Origin of the sequence: Vibrio kanaloae (genome assembly GCF_024347535.1) — a bacterium.
Lineage (GTDB): Bacteria > Pseudomonadota > Gammaproteobacteria > Enterobacterales > Vibrionaceae > Vibrio > Vibrio kanaloae.
Map to the genome: position 1 here is coordinate 970,717 of NZ_AP025497.1, position 15,022 is coordinate 985,738.

Consider the following 15,022-nt stretch of genomic DNA (forward strand, 5'->3'; position numbering starts at 1 on the left):
TCATGGCAATGTTATTTCTATTCTTAATGGTAATTGCTTTCATGTTGGTCGGTGTACCAATTGCGATTTCCCTAGGTTTATCGAGCATCATATTCTTGTTAATGCACTCTGATGCTTCTTTGGCATCCGTTGCACAAACGTTGTTTAATGCTTTTGCAGGCCACTACACACTCTTAGCGATACCTTTCTTTATTTTGGCCTCTAGTTTCATGTCCACAGGCGGTGTGGCGAAACGTATTATTCGTTTTGCTATCGCAATGGTCGGCTGGTTCCGTGGCGGGTTAGCGATGGCTTCGGTTGTGGCATGTATGATGTTCGCAGCGTTATCTGGATCGTCTCCAGCAACGGTAGTGGCAATCGGTAGTATTGTTATCGCAGGTATGATCAAAAACGGCTACACAAAAGAATTCGCAGCAGGGGTTATCTGTAATGCAGGCACTTTGGGTATCTTGATTCCACCGTCAATCGTGATGGTGGTTTACGCAGCGGCGACCGATGTGTCGGTAGGTCGTATGTTCCTTGGTGGCGTTATTCCTGGCCTGCTAGCGGGTGTGATGTTGATGATTGCTATCTACATTGCTGCACGTATTAAAAAGATTCCAGCACAGCCATTTGTGGGTTGGGGCGAAATGTTCGCGGCAGCAAAAGACGCGAGTTGGGGCCTGCTATTGATTGTCATCATTTTGGGGGGGATCTACGGCGGTATCTTCACTCCGACAGAAGCGGCGGCAGTCGCAGCGGTGTATGCGTTCTTTATTGCCAACTTTATCTATAAAGATATGGGTCCATTTGCTGACAGGAACAACACTAAACCGGCTCTGGTTAAAGCGTTCCAAACTTTATTTCACAAAGACACTAAAGACACGCTTTACGATGCAGGCAAGCTAACGATTATGTTGCTGTTTATCATTGCTAATGCTCTGATTCTTAAGCACGTACTGACAGAAGAACGTATCCCTCAAATGATCACTGAGTCGATGCTTTCTGCTGGGTTAGGTCCTATTACCTTCTTGATTGTAGTGAACGTTCTACTCTTGATTGGTGGGCAGTTCATGGAGCCATCAGGCTTACTGATCATCGTTGCGCCGTTGGTATTCCCAATCGCAATAGCTTTGGGTATCGACCCGATTCACCTCGGTATCATGATGGTAGTGAACATGGAGATAGGGATGATCACGCCGCCTGTTGGACTCAACTTGTTTGTGACCGCAGGGGTTGCGAAGATGTCGATGATGAACGTAGTGAAAGCGGCACTGCCTTGGGTAGGAGTAATGTTCCTGTTCTTGATTATCGTAACTTACGTGCCTTGGGTTTCTACATGGTTACCAACCACATTGATGGGACCAGAAATTATCACTAAGTAAGTGTGGACATTATTTGCGTAAAATAGAAAAAGAACAATTAGAATGGAAAAAAGGAGGTCGTTAGACCTCCTCATCAATATTTTTACCGAAGTTCAAATGATGGTCGCTCTGTTGATAGAGGGACCTTTTTGCTTCTAACTCCGGTGTGTTTAAGTCGACATGCTGATCAATGTAATAAACACCATCTATTTCAAGTGTGTCAGTAATGGATGGCACTCTCGTTTTCTCACCCATAACCATCTCCTCACTGTTCTGATCGTAGAACATCCTATGACCGAAATAAGTATAGGTGATCTTGCTCACACAAATAGCTTAGTTTTCTCTTTGTCGATATGATTCTTTTACAAGCTGGTATTTTTGCATCTTGTCGTAAAGGGTTTTGCGTGGAAGTTGAAGCCTTTCCATGGTCTCTTTTATACTGCCATTACACTCAATAAGCGCTTGCTTTAGTGCACTTTTCTCAAAGTCAGAGACCAGCTCAGCTAGCGATAAGTGTTGGTTTGATTCAACGGTGTTGTCTGATAAATGAGAAAGCTTACCTAAAAGTACAAAACGCTCTGCAGTATTACGTAGTTCTCGTACATTTCCGGGCCAATCATGAGCTAAAAGCGCGTGCAGTTCTGTTTGTGGCAGTGCGGGGGCTGTTTTACCATAACGAGCTGCTGCGACGAGCAAGAAATGGTGAAAGAGTGCAGGGATGTCTTCTTGGCGACCTCTTAATGGCGGCAACTCTAAAGTGACAACATTAAGTCGATAATATAGATCTTGGCGGAAAGTTCCTTCTTCAGCAGCCTTCTTTAAGTCCACTTTGGTTGCGGCAATCACCCGGATGTCGAGAGGCACTAAACCGTTTGAGCCAACCCTTTCAATGACACGCTCTTGTAATACGCGTAACAGACGTATCTGCGCTTGCATCGGCATGGATTCTATTTCATCCAAGAACAGGGTGCCGCCTTGTGCAAACTCAAATTTACCTACGCGTTTGTTATCAGCACCCGTGAAAGCGCCTTTTTCATGGCCATAGAGCTCGCTTTCAATCAGATTTTCAGGGACTGCACCACAATTGACTGCGACAAAATTTTGCTCTCGACGGCTGCTTTGTTCATGTAGGGAACGTGCGACTAGTTCTTTACCTGTTCCCGTTTCGCCAAACAATAAAATATCGGCGTTGGTATCGGCGACGTGAGTGATGATCGAACGAAGCTCAGTCATCGATTGCGTGTCACCAATGATTCTTGGACCCAGTGCTTTACTCGCTTTCAACGAACGCTTCAGTTCTTGGTTTTCAAGGGTCAATTGGCGTTTTTCGATTGCCCGTTTGGTGGTTTCGATCAAACGCTCATTGGCAAATGGTTTTTCAATGAAATCATAGGCACCATCATGGATAGCTTGCACGGCCATTGATATATCACCATGCCCGGTGATCATGATGACCGGAATCTCTTTATCTTTGTGCATGGCCGTGTTGAGTAGATCATGTCCAGAAATACCCGGTAAACAGATATCTGTGATGATCACATGGGGAAGACCATTTTTTTGGATCGCAAGTAGTGCTGATTCCGCATCATGAAAGAATTCAGCATTAATGCCAGCAAGCTCAAAGCTCTGTTCAATTGCCATCCTTAAATCGGATTCATCATCAATGAAATAGACGTGACACATAGTTATTCCTTTACTCTTTGATACTGAATATTGCTGAAATTTTTGTTTTGCTTCAGTCCGTTTTGTTCTTTTTGGAACGTTGCTCGTCGGGCACTATCGGGAGTTCAATACTAAAACGAGCACCGTCTTGCGGACTGACTCCTGTCACTAGTTTGCCGTTAATTCCGCTGATTATTTGTTGAGAAATCGACAGCCCAAGTCCAAGTCCGTTTTTCTTGGTGGTATGGAAGGGTTCAAAAAAGTGTCCCGTCGTAGGCGAGACAAAACCAGGGCCATTGTCATCGACATGAATCAACAGAGTTTTTGATTGTTCATTATCTGATTCCCTAATCTCTAACAGGATAGCCAATTGTTTATCTTCTTGATTTTCCATAGCTTGAACAGCATTGGTCAGTAGGTTAATGATCACCTGTTCCAATTGAATGGCATTAGCGAGTACGCAGACGTCGAAGATTTCAGGGAGCTCATTTACTTTGACTCGTTCAGTTTTTAACTGCGGTTTCATCAGTTCTTTTGAGGAATGAAGAATAGGCAGTATCTGCAATGTGTGTAGTTCTTCCGCCGTGGATTTCTTAGCGAAGGAACGGAGTTGATGGCTTATTTTTGCCATACGATCCGTCAGTGCTGAAATACGAGAGAGGTTGTCATCGACTCGGTCTGTCTTATCTTTTTCAAGAAAGAGTCGGCCATTGTCGGCATAACTGCGAATGGCCGCCAATGGGTTATTCAGTTCGTGGCTGATGCTTGCTGACATCTGACCTAATACTGCCAGCTTTGCTGCTTGTATTAGCTCGTCTTGGGTCTGTCTGAGTATCTGTTCTGTTTCGATACGGTGCTTGATCTCGACGTGCAGTTCTGATGTGCGCTCAAGAACTTGAAATTCTAGCTTTTGTTTGGCTTCAGATTGCAGCCTATCGATCTGGGCGCGTCTTTGTTGGCGATGGTTGTTGAGTTGTATAGTGAGATAAATAATCGCAAATACCAAGCTCAACACTACCATATAGGCGATCAGATCCCACCAAACTAAGTGTGTCGGAGAGAATACCCGGACGGTTAATTTGGGGTCATCTAAAAAACGTGAGGAAGTAAAAAAGTGTTCTTGAACGAGTTTATGCGTTGACTTAATACTGCTGGTAGAGCTCTCCAAATCACCTGAAAAATGCAGACTCTCGATTTTTGTATCTAGATACTGTCTACTTTCTTGAATTCGAGCCTGTTGGGCCTTACTGAGTGGTTGGAGGCTTTTGAGTAACCATTCTGGATTACTTGACATAAAAACAATCAGGTCTTTATCGTCAGCAACAAAATAACTCTGTTTACCTTTCCAACTTGTTTCAATCAGTGATAAATCCATTTTTACGACAATCACGCCAATGATTTCGGCTGCGTAGGAGACAGGAAAGGAATAATAATAGCCCCGCTTCCCTGAAGTAGAACCTAAAGCAAAGTACTGATTTTCATTGCCGAGAATCGCTTGTTGATAGTAAGGACGAAACGCAAAATTACGTCCAACAAACGAGTGTTTAAGGTTCCAGTTACTAGCCGCGATGGTAGTGCCAATGCTGTCCAATAAGTAGGTGTCAGAGGCTTGAATCACAGTGTTGACGTGTTCTAGATAGCGATTGGTCAGTTCAATTTGTGCGGAGTTATCTGGTGAATGTAAGGCATCGACCAGTTCTATATCCTTTGAAAGCAGCTCTGGAATGTGCGCGAACTTGTCCAATTGACTGGAAATGTGAACCGAAAAACGGTCCAGCTTAGATTGATGATCATTTAACAAACTTTCATGGCTTGTGCTCCACACCCAATGACCGCCAAACACCATCAGTAAACTGTATGTGACCATTAACAGTATTGGGATTCTAAAAGCTTGAAACATGAAGGCTCTCCGCTAATTTCTTTGGTAAACAATCAAGCCTGTCTCCTCTCGTTTATGGTAGCAAATAGCGGTAGTTTTTGCTGGAAGCAGAGAGTGAACAGATGGTTGTAGGTTAAGGCTTTGTAACGGAGATTGTTGAAAAACTTATCGACTCTGAGGGGTAAAACAAGAGCAAGATCTCTTTTTAAGGTTTTTAGCAAAAAAAGGCCTCGATTCCCTTGAAAAAGTCGCTATTGTCCCCATTTCTGTTGTGCTAAGTGATGTTTTGATCGTTTTTGTATCATTTAGTTGAACGAATTTAGAGCATTCATCATTAAGCAGAGGTGAACGGCTCGACAGAGATTAAACAGATCGCTAGAATGTCGCGTCTAAAATCTCTGTCCTGAGGCTAATCGGAGATACCTTTCTTGTTTCTGAAAACAAGCTTTGTTGCGTTTTAATCGGCGCGTGAAGAACGAAGATATCGCTGATTAGTCTGGTGTTTAGTTGAATAATCAATTCAAACATCAATGCTCGATTTTAAATTAGGTGTTCGGATAGAGCACTACACAAGGATGCAGCCAACAACGTCGGCTTTTGAATTAAAGCTAAGTTACGGCTCATATGCTCAGATTACTGAGCCAGTTTTGAGGTTTATATAATGCAAGTTACTGTTGAAACGCTAGAAGGCCTAGAGCGCCGTCTTAATATTACTGTTCCTGCTGCTAACATCGAAGATGCAGTTACAGCTGAACTACGCAACATCGCGAAAAATCGTCGTTTCGATGGTTTCCGTAAAGGCAAAGTGCCAATGAAGATGGTTGCTAAAATGTACGGCAAAGCAGTACGTCAAGACGTGATGGGCGAAGTAATGCAACGTCACTTCATCGAAGCGATCGTTAAAGAGAAAATCAACCCAGCTGGCGCACCTACTTTCGCACCAGTTGAAAACAGCGAAGGCGCTGACCTAGTATTCAACGCAACTTTTGAAGTTTACCCAGAAGTTGAGCTGAAAGGTCTAGAAAACATCACTGTTGAGAAACCTGCAGTAGAAGTTAAAGAAGCTGACGTTGAAGAGATGATCGAAACTCTACGTAAGCAACAAGCAACTTGGACTGAAGTTGACACTGCAGCTGACGCTAGCTCTCGTGCAACTATCGACTTCGTTGGTTCTATCGACGGTGAAGAGTTCGAAGGCGGTAAAGCTGAGAACTTCCCACTAGAGATGGGTGCTGGTCGCATGATCCCTGGTTTTGAAGACGGTATCGTTGGTAAAACAGCAGGCATGGAATTCGAAATCGACGTAAACTTCCCAGAAGATTACCACGCTGAAAACCTAAAAGGTAAATCAGCTAAGTTCTCTATCAAGTTGAACAAAGTTGAAGCTCGTGAACTTCCAGAACTAAACGAAGAATTCGTTTCTAAGTTCGGCGCTGCTGACGGCGTTGAAGGTCTTAAAGCTGAAGTTCGTAAGAACATGGAGCGTGAGCTTAAGCAAGCTGTTAAGAACCGCATCAAAGAGCAAGCTATCGACGGTCTAGTTAACGAAAACAACATCGACGTACCTTCTGCTCTTATCGATCAAGAGATCGGTGTTCTACGTCAACAAGCTGCTCAACGTTTCGGTGGCAACACTGAAGCTGCTGACCAACTTCCACGTGAGCTGTTCGAAGAGCAAGCTAAACGTCGCGTAGTTGTAGGCCTTCTTCTTGGTGAAGTAATCAAGACTGAAGAGCTAGAAGCTGATGACGAGAAAGTTAAAGCTATCATCGAAGAGATGGCTACAGCATACGAAGATCCAACAGAAGTTATTGCTTACTACGAGCAAAACGAGCAAATGATGAACAATATGCGTAACGTTGCTTTAGAAGAGCAAGCAGTTGATGCAATCATCGCTAAAGCTCAAGTTTCTGATAAAGAAGTTAGCTTCAGCGAGCTAATGAATCAGCAACCTGCATAATATAGTAATATCTGATGTAGAAGGTTGACGTACGGTCAACAATTCTGCTAACAATGGTCCGTATGATTTAATCATTCGGGCCATTTATTTTAGGGACATAAGAATATGAGCTACCAAGAAAAAAATACAATGCCATCGATTATGGACGCGTTAGTTCCTATGGTGGTTGAACAAACTTCCCGTGGTGAACGCTCTTACGATATCTATTCTCGTCTGTTAAAAGAACGTATCATTTTCTTAACCGGTCAAGTTGAAGACCACATGGCAAACCTTGTCGTGGCTCAAATGCTTTTCTTGGAATCAGAAAACCCAGACAAAGATATCTATCTTTACATCAATTCACCAGGCGGTAGCGTAACTGCAGGTATGTCTATTTACGACACAATGCAGTTCATCAAGCCAAACGTGAGCACAGTATGTATGGGTCAAGCGTGCTCTATGGGAGCATTCTTACTAGCGGGTGGTGCTCCTGGTAAGCGTCACGCGCTTCCAAATTCACGTGTGATGATTCACCAGCCACTTGGCGGCTTCCAAGGTCAAGCGTCTGATATTCAAATTCATGCGCAAGAGATCCTAACGATCAAACAAAAGCTAAATAAGCTATTGGCGGAGCACACAGGTCAGCCTCTAGAAGTTATTGAGCAACATACAGATCGTGACAATTTCATGTCTGCTGAGCAATCAGTAGAATACGGTTTGGTGGATTCAGTTCTTAATCATCGCGGCCAATAATTGCAAGGCAATTGTTTAACGCAAAGTGATTCAAATTGATATACACTCAAACATAGAGAGTACAGGCTAAGAGGTTAGCGAATGACAGACAAAAGCAAAGAGGGTGGTAGCAGTAAACTGCTTTACTGCTCTTTCTGTGGCAAAAGCCAACACGAAGTTCGCAAGTTAATCGCAGGTCCTTCTGTTTACATTTGTGATGAATGTGTCGATCTATGTAACGACATTATTCGTGAAGAAATTAAAGATGTTCTTCCTAAGAAAGAATCTGAATCGCTGCCAACGCCGCGTGAGATTCGTGAGCATCTTGACGACTATGTAATCGGTCAGGAATACGCGAAAAAAGTGCTAGCAGTTGCGGTATATAACCACTACAAGCGTTTACGTAATGGTGATACAACGGCTGAAGGCGTAGAGTTAGGTAAGAGTAACATTCTTCTTATCGGTCCTACTGGTAGTGGCAAAACACTACTTGCTGAAACACTGGCTCGTTTCCTAGACGTTCCTTTCACAATGGCAGACGCAACAACACTAACCGAAGCCGGTTACGTGGGCGAAGATGTTGAAAACATCATCCAGAAGTTGCTTCAGAAATGTGATTACGACGTAGCGAAAGCGGAACGCGGCATTGTTTACATCGATGAAATCGACAAGATTTCTCGTAAAGCTGAAAACCCATCAATCACTCGTGATGTGTCTGGTGAAGGTGTGCAGCAAGCTCTACTAAAACTTGTTGAAGGTACAGTGGCTTCAGTTCCACCTCAAGGTGGTCGTAAGCATCCACAGCAAGAATTCTTGCAAGTGGACACGTCTAAGATCCTATTTATCTGTGGTGGTGCGTTTGCAGGCCTAGATAAAGTGATTGAGCAACGTGTAGAAACAGGTTCAAGTATCGGCTTCGGCGCAGAAGTGCGTTCAAAAGACGAAACCAAAACTATCGGTGAATTGTTCACTCAAGTAGAACCTGAAGATCTAGTGAAGTATGGTTTAATTCCAGAATTCATCGGTCGTCTACCTGTTACAACAACACTGACAGAGCTTGATGAAGAAGCGTTAATCCAAATCCTTTGTGAGCCAAAGAATGCACTGACAAAACAGTATGCTGCATTATTTGAACTTGAGGATACAGAGCTAGAATTCCGCGAAGACGCTTTACGCGCTATTGCTAAGAAAGCAATGAACCGTAAAACAGGTGCTCGTGGTCTACGCTCTATTTTGGAAGGGGTTCTACTAGAAACTATGTATGAACTGCCATCTTCTACAGATGTAAGCAAGGTTGTGATTGATGAGTCGGTAATTAATGGTGAGTCAGAACCACTATTAATTTACAGTAACTCAGATAACCAAGCAGCTGTTGCAGAGTAAGTCTTTTTTAGACTACACGCTCAAATTGAAAAAGGAGGTAAGCAATTACCTCCTTTTTTTTATTCTTCCATTGAATCCAGTCGTTTAAGCCCCATATACTGCTTTATAAGTTTAAAGCGGAAGAGAGAAATATATGAACTTGGAACGTTCCGAGCGTATCGAAATCCCCGTGCTACCTCTACGTGATGTAGTGGTCTACCCACATATGGTTATTCCATTGTTTGTTGGTCGTGAAAAATCGATTACTTGCCTTGAATCGGCAATGGAAGCTAACAAACAAGTACTACTTGTAGCACAGAAAGAAGCGGACACTGATGAACCTTCAATAGAAGACCTATTTGATGTAGGTACCGTTGCTACCATTCTTCAATTGCTCAAGCTTCCCGACGGTACTGTAAAAGTACTTGTTGAAGGTCAGCAGCGTGCAAAAATTAATCAATTTAAAGAAAGTGAATTTTTCTTAGCAGATGCAGAATACGTTGTAACTTCCGAGCTTGACGAAAAAGAACAAGAAGTGGTTGTTCGTAGTGCGATCAATCAATTCGAAGGCTTTATTAAGCTAAACAAAAAGATTCCACCAGAAGTTCTAACGTCGCTAAATGGTATTGACGAGGCAGCACGCCTAGCCGATACCATTGCAGCACACATGCCCCTTAAATTGGTAGACAAGCAGCACGTTCTAGAAATTTCAGATGTAACTGAACGTTTGGAATTCTTGATGGGCCAAATGGAGTCAGAGATTGACATCCTGCAAGTTGAAAAACGTATTCGTGGCCGCGTTAAGAAACAGATGGAGAAATCTCAGCGCGAGTATTATCTGAATGAGCAAATGAAAGCGATTCAGAAAGAACTGGGCGAGATGGATGACGCACCTGATGAATTCGAAACTCTGAAGAAGAAGATCGAAGATTCAAAAATGCCTAAAGAAGCTCGCGAGAAAACCGAGCAAGAACTGCAAAAATTAAAAATGATGTCGCCAATGTCGGCTGAAGCGACAGTAGTACGTAGCTACATTGATTGGATGGTGGGTGTTCCTTGGACCAAGCGTTCAAAAGTTAAAAAGAATTTAGCGAAAGCGGAAGAGGTTTTAAACGAAGACCACTACGGCTTAGAGCGTGTTAAAGAACGTATCCTTGAATACTTGGCAGTACAAAATCGAATTAACAAGCTAAAAGGTCCAATCCTTTGTCTTGTTGGTCCTCCTGGTGTAGGTAAAACCTCGCTAGGCCGTTCGATTGCAGCGGCAACGGGCCGTAAGTACACTCGTATGGCACTAGGCGGCGTCCGTGATGAAGCTGAGATTCGTGGTCACCGTCGTACGTATATTGGCTCTCTTCCAGGTAAGCTAATCCAGAAGATGTCTAAAGTTGGTGTTAAAAACCCTCTATTCTTATTAGATGAGATCGATAAGATGTCATCTGATATGCGCGGAGACCCATCCTCGGCGCTATTGGAAGTTCTTGACCCTGAACAAAACGTTTCATTCAACGATCACTACTTAGAAGTAGATTACGATCTGTCAGATGTAATGTTTGTTGCAACGTCTAACTCGATGGATATTCCTGGCCCGTTACTAGACCGTATGGAAGTGATTCGCCTATCTGGTTACACAGAAGACGAAAAGCTGAACATTGCTAAGAGTCACTTACTGGACAAGCAAGTTCAGCGCAACGGTCTTAAGCCTCATGAAATTGAGATTGAAGACTCTGCAATCATCGGCATCATTCGTTACTACACACGTGAAGCGGGTGTACGTAGCCTAGAGCGTGAAATCTCTAAGATCTGTCGTAAAGCAGTGAAGAACATCTTGCTAGACAGCGACCTTAAGTCTGTAACGGTTAATATTGATAACCTGAAAGAGTACTTAGGCGTTCAACGTCATGATTTCGGTAAAGCGGATGAAAGTAACCGTATTGGTCAGGTAACTGGTCTAGCTTGGACTCAAGTTGGTGGCGATCTACTGACTATCGAAACTGAAGCAATGCCGGGTAAAGGCAAGCTAACGCAAACGGGTTCACTTGGCGATGTGATGAAAGAATCGATTCAAGCGGCAATGACCGTGGTTCGTTCTCGTGCTGAAAAGCTTGGTATTAACTCAGATTTCTACGAAAAGCGCGATATTCACGTTCACGTACCGGAAGGTGCTACACCGAAAGATGGCCCGAGTGCGGGTATCGCAATGTGTACTGCATTAGTATCTAGCTTGACGGGTAACCCTGTTAAAGCAGAGGTCGGTATGACAGGTGAAATTACCCTTCGTGGTGAAGTTTTACCTATCGGTGGCTTGAAAGAAAAACTGCTTGCAGCACACCGTGGCGGCATCAAAACTGTACTGATTCCTAAAGACAACGAGCGTGATTTGGAAGAGATTCCAGACAACGTAATCGCTGACTTGAAGGTGATCCCGGTTCAGTGGATTGATGAAGTACTCAAAGTAGCGCTAGAACGAGATCCGTCAGGGGTCGAGTTTGACGTGAAAAAATAGTGATGCATAGCAAAAATAAGTAAAGAATTACGCTGATAGGCCCGAAAAGGCTTGTCAGCGTTTTTTTTGGACGCTAAGTTATTGCTCAAAGCGGCAGCCCTTTTGCAATAAGGCTTGCGGCTAAATTAAAACCAAAATGGAACGTACAGTCATCAAGAAGTAGTCACAGATGACACATAGGGGAAAAACAGTGAATAAAACACAACTAGTAGAATCAATCGCAGAAAACGCAGACATCTCTAAAGCTTCAGCTGGCCGCGCTCTAGACGCATTCATCGAAGCAGTTGGCACAACGCTACAATCAGGCGACCAAGTTGCACTTGTTGGCTTTGGTACTTTCAGTGTTCGTACTCGTGCTGCTCGTACAGGTCGTAACCCAAAAACTGGTGAAGAGATCCAAATCGCAGAAGCTAAAGTACCTGGCTTCAAAGCGGGTAAAGCACTTAAAGACGCATGTAACTAATTTTCACTGCTGAAACCTCCATTTAAGAGGGGAAGGCAGTAAAATGCGTTTACTGTTTGAAAAATGATGTTTCATTCTTAAACAGTATGTGTACAAAGAACATTGAACTTATTTAAATTATGCGCATCCTACTGATGCGCATTTCTTTTTCTGATAATATCGCGTGAATAGATTTTTATTTTGAAGCCAATGCTTCATATCCGGAGAGCACTTAAATTATGATGGATCGATTACGCGAAGGCGTGAATAGCATCGCGGTAAAAATTATCCTTGGGTTGATTATCCTGTCATTCGTATTCGCAGGTGTAGGCAGCTACATCACCGGTGGCGGTAACAACGCAGCAGCTAAAGTTGGCAACACAGAAATTGCTCGTGGTGAGTTCGAACAGGCTTACCAAAACGAACGTAACCGTATGCAGTCTCAACTTGGCGATTACTTCTCTCAAATGCTTGCAGACCCTGGTTACGTAGAATCTTTCCGTAAATCAGTACTTGATCGCATGATCAATGACGTACTGCTTGAGCAGCAAGCTGAGTCTCTAGGCCTACGAATCAGTGATTCTCAAATCCGTACCATGATTCTAGAAATGCCTCAGTTCCAAACGGCGGGTCAATTCGACCAAGAAGTTTACCAAGCAGCACTACGTCGTGCAGGTTTCAGCGCAGAAAGCTTCGCAGAATACATGCGTCGTGACCTAATGCGCAACCAGCTTGTGACTGCACTTCAAGGCAGTGAATTCGTTCTTCAAGGCGAAATCGATACTCAGAGCAAGCTTATCGCACAAACTCGTGACATTCGCACAGTGACACTGTCTGTTGCTGACCTAGCAAAAGACATCGAGTTAACTGACGAGCAAATCGAACAGTACTACCAAGAGAACCCAGCAGCTTATACTCGTCCAGAGCAAGCTAAGGTATCTTACATTGAGCTTTCTGCTGAAGCGCTTAAGTCTCAGCTTGAAGTAAGCGATGAAGAAGCACAGAAATACTACCAAGAGCACCTAGACAAGTACTCAACTGAAGAGCAACGTAAAGTTAGCCACATCCTAGTTCAAGGCGATGACGAAGCGAAAGCTCAGTCAATCCTAGACGAGCTAAATGCAGGCGCTGATTTTGCTACGCTAGCGGAAGAGAAATCTGACGACTTCGGTAGTGCAGACGTTGGCGGTGACCTAGGTTGGATTGAACGCGACGTTATGGACCCAGCGTTTGAAGATGCAGCTTTTGCTCTTGAAACTATTGGCGACATAACTGGTTTAGTTAAGTCGGATTTTGGCTACCACATCATCAAGTTAGACGAGCTAAAAGCGTCTCAAGCTCAGTCTTACCAAGAAGTAGCGGCTGAGATTAAGCAAGAGCTTATAGACCAGCATGCTGTCGACCAGTTCTACGAGAAGCAAAATGAACTAGAGAAAGTGGCATTTGAATTCCCAGATTCTTTGGACGATTCAGCTGAAGCTATTAACGCTAAGATCACAACAACGGGTTTCATTTCTCAAGTTGATGCTCCAGAACTCCTCATGACACCTGCAGTTATGCAAGCGATCTTGAGTCCTGAAGTGAAAGAAGATGGTTTAAACTCTGAAGTTATCGAAGTTGCACCTGAGCATGTGATTGTTGTTCGTGTAGAAGAAACTCGTGACGAAACCGTTCTTCCGCTAGCTGAAGTGAAAGAGCAGGTTGTGGCTGCATTGTCTGCTGTTCAAGCTGAGCAACAAGCGATTGAACTAGGTGTTTCTCTAGTGAACGAACTTAAGCAAGGCAATGAAGCAGTACTGGCGGATAATAATCTTGAGTTCACTGAACTTGAAACGATAGACCGTAACTCTCCATTAGCATCTTCTGTATTCGCTTTCGCGAAACCAGAAGACGGTCAATCTGTATTCGGTCAGTCTAAAGACCAAGACGGTAATATTGTTGTTGTTGAGCTTTCAAAAGTAACGGCTGAAATCAACCCGGCTTACAGCACTCAAATTGGCGCTCAACTGGAACGAGTTGGCAACCAACAAGATCTTACTAATGTATTAAACGTACTTCGCAAAAACGCGGATGTTGAATATTACGTAGTTGGCCAAGATCAGTAAACTTTGATTCACTCGATGATTTAGTATTGTTAATCAAAGTATGACTGTTGCTCTATAAATCAAATTTGTGAGCGAACAAACAAGCTGATGAAAACGAGATGTATAACAAAGCGGGTCACTAAGGTGGCCCGCTTTATTTTTATTTAGTTACTGTGTCATTTATAATGGTAAATGCATAAGTTACGTTTTTTATACAAAGGAACGGTTTATGCGCACAATATATTCAACACTACTTCTTTCATTTCTTATTACCCTTAGCTCCGCAGCGTTTGCAGACAGCCCAACTAAGGCTGAGCTTTACGAAGGTATTGAGATAACGGTAAACATCAACACAGCGACAGCAGAAGAACTCTCAGCGCTATTAGTTGGCGTCGGGGACAAGAAAGCCCAAGATATCGTCGATTACAGAGATCAAAATGGTGCGTTTGCGACTGCTGATGATTTGGTGAGTGTGAAAGGAATCGGTGAAGTGACGGTAGAAAAGAACCGCGAAAGAATTCAGCTTTAATCCGCTTTTTTATCCGCTAGCAAAAATATTACAGCCATGAAGCCTCCTGCTATTGACCCTGCTAGGTGGGCTTCAATTGCGACACGAGCGTTAATTAGTTCGCCAGTCGTACTAGAAGGGCCAATAAGCTGCTCCCAAACGATCTTAGCGATTAATCCCAACACTAACAGCCAACTAGATTTCCTGCCGTTTATAGTCTCTCTGAGCGCGCATAAACCAAACAACCCATGCAAAGTGCCCGATAGGCCAACGTAGATCTGAATACTTGAAAATAACAGAGCGACCCCAGTCACTAAACTAATCACAAGCAAAGCAAGAACAAGCTGTTTTTTACTCGGTTGAAACAGATAGCTGATGATCCACAAGCCTGCTAGATTCATCAGAAGATGCGAGTAGTTGGTATGTGAAAAATTTCCTGTTAGGATTCGCCACCATTGCCCATCGGCAATCGCATTGCTATCCCAAACGACCCAAGCTTGTATTGGTTCAAATTGGAATAAGACGCATAAAAGTGAAGTGAAAATTAAAACAGGGTACACATTAA

12 protein-coding genes are annotated in these 15,022 nt (G+C 43.4%); 8 read left to right on the forward strand and 4 right to left on the reverse strand.

Annotated elements, in window-relative coordinates; genetic code table 11:
• The first annotated feature begins 2 nt into the window (after positions 1-2).
• The gene (locus OCV24_RS04630) at positions 3-1,364 is read left to right on the forward strand and encodes a TRAP transporter large permease (protein ID WP_017056934.1); all 1,362 of its coding nucleotides are present in this window, start codon (positions 3-5) and stop codon (positions 1,362-1,364) included.
• Positions 1,365-1,424: 60 nt separating this feature from the next.
• Here the strand turns inward: OCV24_RS04630 and OCV24_RS04635 are convergent, their stop codons facing one another.
• The 3 genes from OCV24_RS04635 to OCV24_RS04645 form a co-directional block, all read right to left on the reverse strand.
• Complete coding sequence (locus OCV24_RS04635) at positions 1,425-1,598, reverse strand: hypothetical protein (protein ID WP_167346764.1); 174 nt, start codon at positions 1,596-1,598, stop codon at positions 1,425-1,427.
• Between the two features lie 78 nt (positions 1,599-1,676).
• Complete coding sequence (locus OCV24_RS04640) at positions 1,677-3,026, reverse strand: sigma-54-dependent transcriptional regulator (RefSeq protein WP_017056936.1); 1,350 nt, start codon at positions 3,024-3,026, stop codon at positions 1,677-1,679.
• Positions 3,027-3,078: 52 nt separating this feature from the next.
• Positions 3,079-4,905, reverse strand: a complete 1,827-nt coding sequence (locus OCV24_RS04645; protein WP_150878127.1) for a sensor histidine kinase — start codon at positions 4,903-4,905, stop codon at positions 3,079-3,081.
• A gap of 640 nt (positions 4,906-5,545) precedes the next feature.
• Here OCV24_RS04645 and tig point away from each other — a divergent pair.
• From tig to OCV24_RS04680, 7 genes are all read left to right on the forward strand, one after another.
• The gene (gene tig, locus OCV24_RS04650; RefSeq protein WP_017056938.1) at positions 5,546-6,844 is read left to right on the forward strand and encodes a trigger factor; all 1,299 of its coding nucleotides are present in this window, start codon (positions 5,546-5,548) and stop codon (positions 6,842-6,844) included.
• A gap of 105 nt (positions 6,845-6,949) precedes the next feature.
• On the forward strand, positions 6,950-7,576 hold the full coding sequence (gene clpP, locus OCV24_RS04655; RefSeq protein WP_017056939.1) for an ATP-dependent Clp endopeptidase proteolytic subunit ClpP: 627 nt from the start codon (positions 6,950-6,952) through the stop codon (positions 7,574-7,576).
• 81 nt (positions 7,577-7,657) lie between these two features.
• Positions 7,658-8,938, forward strand: coding sequence for an ATP-dependent protease ATP-binding subunit ClpX (clpX, locus tag OCV24_RS04660; RefSeq protein WP_017056940.1), 1,281 nt, complete (start codon positions 7,658-7,660; stop codon positions 8,936-8,938).
• 133 nt (positions 8,939-9,071) lie between these two features.
• On the forward strand, positions 9,072-11,423 hold the full coding sequence (lon, locus tag OCV24_RS04665) for an endopeptidase La (protein ID WP_046224397.1): 2,352 nt from the start codon (positions 9,072-9,074) through the stop codon (positions 11,421-11,423).
• Positions 11,424-11,613: 190 nt separating this feature from the next.
• Complete coding sequence (locus OCV24_RS04670; RefSeq protein WP_004736083.1) at positions 11,614-11,886, forward strand: HU family DNA-binding protein; 273 nt, start codon at positions 11,614-11,616, stop codon at positions 11,884-11,886.
• A gap of 218 nt (positions 11,887-12,104) precedes the next feature.
• Entirely contained in the window at positions 12,105-13,970 is a 1,866-nt protein-coding gene (gene ppiD / locus OCV24_RS04675) for a peptidylprolyl isomerase (RefSeq protein WP_137008865.1), read from the forward strand.
• Positions 13,971-14,178: 208 nt separating this feature from the next.
• Entirely contained in the window at positions 14,179-14,478 is a 300-nt protein-coding gene (locus tag OCV24_RS04680; protein WP_017056943.1) for a ComEA family DNA-binding protein, read from the forward strand.
• Here OCV24_RS04680 and rrtA read toward each other — a convergent pair.
• Positions 14,475-15,017, reverse strand: a complete 543-nt coding sequence (rrtA, locus tag OCV24_RS04685; RefSeq protein WP_150878130.1) for a rhombosortase — start codon at positions 15,015-15,017, stop codon at positions 14,475-14,477. The genes OCV24_RS04680 and rrtA overlap by 4 nt on opposite strands.
• Positions 15,018-15,022: the final 5 nt, after the last annotated feature.

Bases quoted from the DNA above. Each gene is read 5' to 3' on its own strand.
- OCV24_RS04640 (WP_017056936.1), bottom strand. From the start codon at position 3,026: ATGTGTCACGTCTATTTCATTGATGATGAATCCGATTTAAGGATGGCA.
- OCV24_RS04645 (WP_150878127.1), bottom strand. From the start codon at position 4,905: ATGTTTCAAGCTTTTAGAATCCCAATACTGTTAATGGTCACATACAGT.
- OCV24_RS04630 (WP_017056934.1), top strand. From the start codon at position 3: ATGGCAATGTTATTTCTATTCTTAATGGTAATTGCTTTCATGTTGGTC.
- OCV24_RS04680 (WP_017056943.1), top strand. From the start codon at position 14,179: ATGCGCACAATATATTCAACACTACTTCTTTCATTTCTTATTACCCTT.
- OCV24_RS04635 (WP_167346764.1), bottom strand. From the start codon at position 1,598: ATGGGTGAGAAAACGAGAGTGCCATCCATTACTGACACACTTGAAATA.
- lon (WP_046224397.1), top strand. From the start codon at position 9,072: ATGAACTTGGAACGTTCCGAGCGTATCGAAATCCCCGTGCTACCTCTA.
- clpX (WP_017056940.1), top strand. From the start codon at position 7,658: ATGACAGACAAAAGCAAAGAGGGTGGTAGCAGTAAACTGCTTTACTGC.
- clpP (WP_017056939.1), top strand. From the start codon at position 6,950: ATGAGCTACCAAGAAAAAAATACAATGCCATCGATTATGGACGCGTTA.
- tig (WP_017056938.1), top strand. From the start codon at position 5,546: ATGCAAGTTACTGTTGAAACGCTAGAAGGCCTAGAGCGCCGTCTTAAT.
- ppiD (WP_137008865.1), top strand. From the start codon at position 12,105: ATGATGGATCGATTACGCGAAGGCGTGAATAGCATCGCGGTAAAAATT.